1 protein-coding gene is annotated in these 703 nt (G+C 66.2%); it reads left to right on the top strand.

Annotation, left to right across the window (positions count from 1 at the left end):
• On the top strand, positions 1 to 703 hold a 703-nt coding region (locus AC1DT3_RS23265), incomplete at both ends, for a hypothetical protein (protein WP_477467519.1).

Here is a 703-nt window from a genome sequence, read left to right as displayed (position 1 = left end):
GGTCAAGGCGAGCCTCGGGGCTGCTGTCGGAACCCATGACCTGTACGTCAAGACGATGGACGCCGCGGGCTTGTTCCGGATCGAAAAGGTGACCGTCACGATCACGAACGTGAACGAGGCGCCGTCCGACCTCGTGGTGACGGGCGGCACGGTTTCGGAGACGGCTGGCGTCGGCGCCGTCGTGGCCGGTCTCGCCACTGTCGATCCGGACACGGGCGACACTCACACCTATGCGCTCGTGGCCAACTTGGCGGGCGATGCTCTTCCCACCGGCGGCCATGCGCGGTTCGCCATCGGAACGGGCGCGAATGCCGCCAAGATCGTGGTCAAGGCAGGGCTCGACAACGCTGCCGTCGGTTCGTACGACCTGTTCGTCAAGACGACCGACGCGGGCGGGCTGACGCGGATCGAAAAGGTGACCGTCACGGTGACGGATGTCGCCGAGGCACYGGTCGACCTCGGACTCTCGCCGCTGACGGCCGCCGAACTTGCCGCCGACGGCAGCCGGGTCGGCTCGCTGACGACGGCTGATCCGGACGGAGGCGCCTTCACCTATAGCCTGCTGGACGATGCCGGYGGTCGTTTCATGCTGCAGGGCGACACCGTCCTGGTGAAAAGTGGAGCGCTCCTCGACTACGAGCAAGCCACTTCACACCAGATCAAGGTGCGTACGACCGATGAGTCGGGCCTCAGCCTCGACAAG

Source organism: Microvirga sp. P4_G7 (assembly GCF_056401005.1).
The sequence above is the reverse complement of the archived record's forward strand: the minus strand, read 5'-3'. Positions and strand labels throughout refer to the sequence as shown.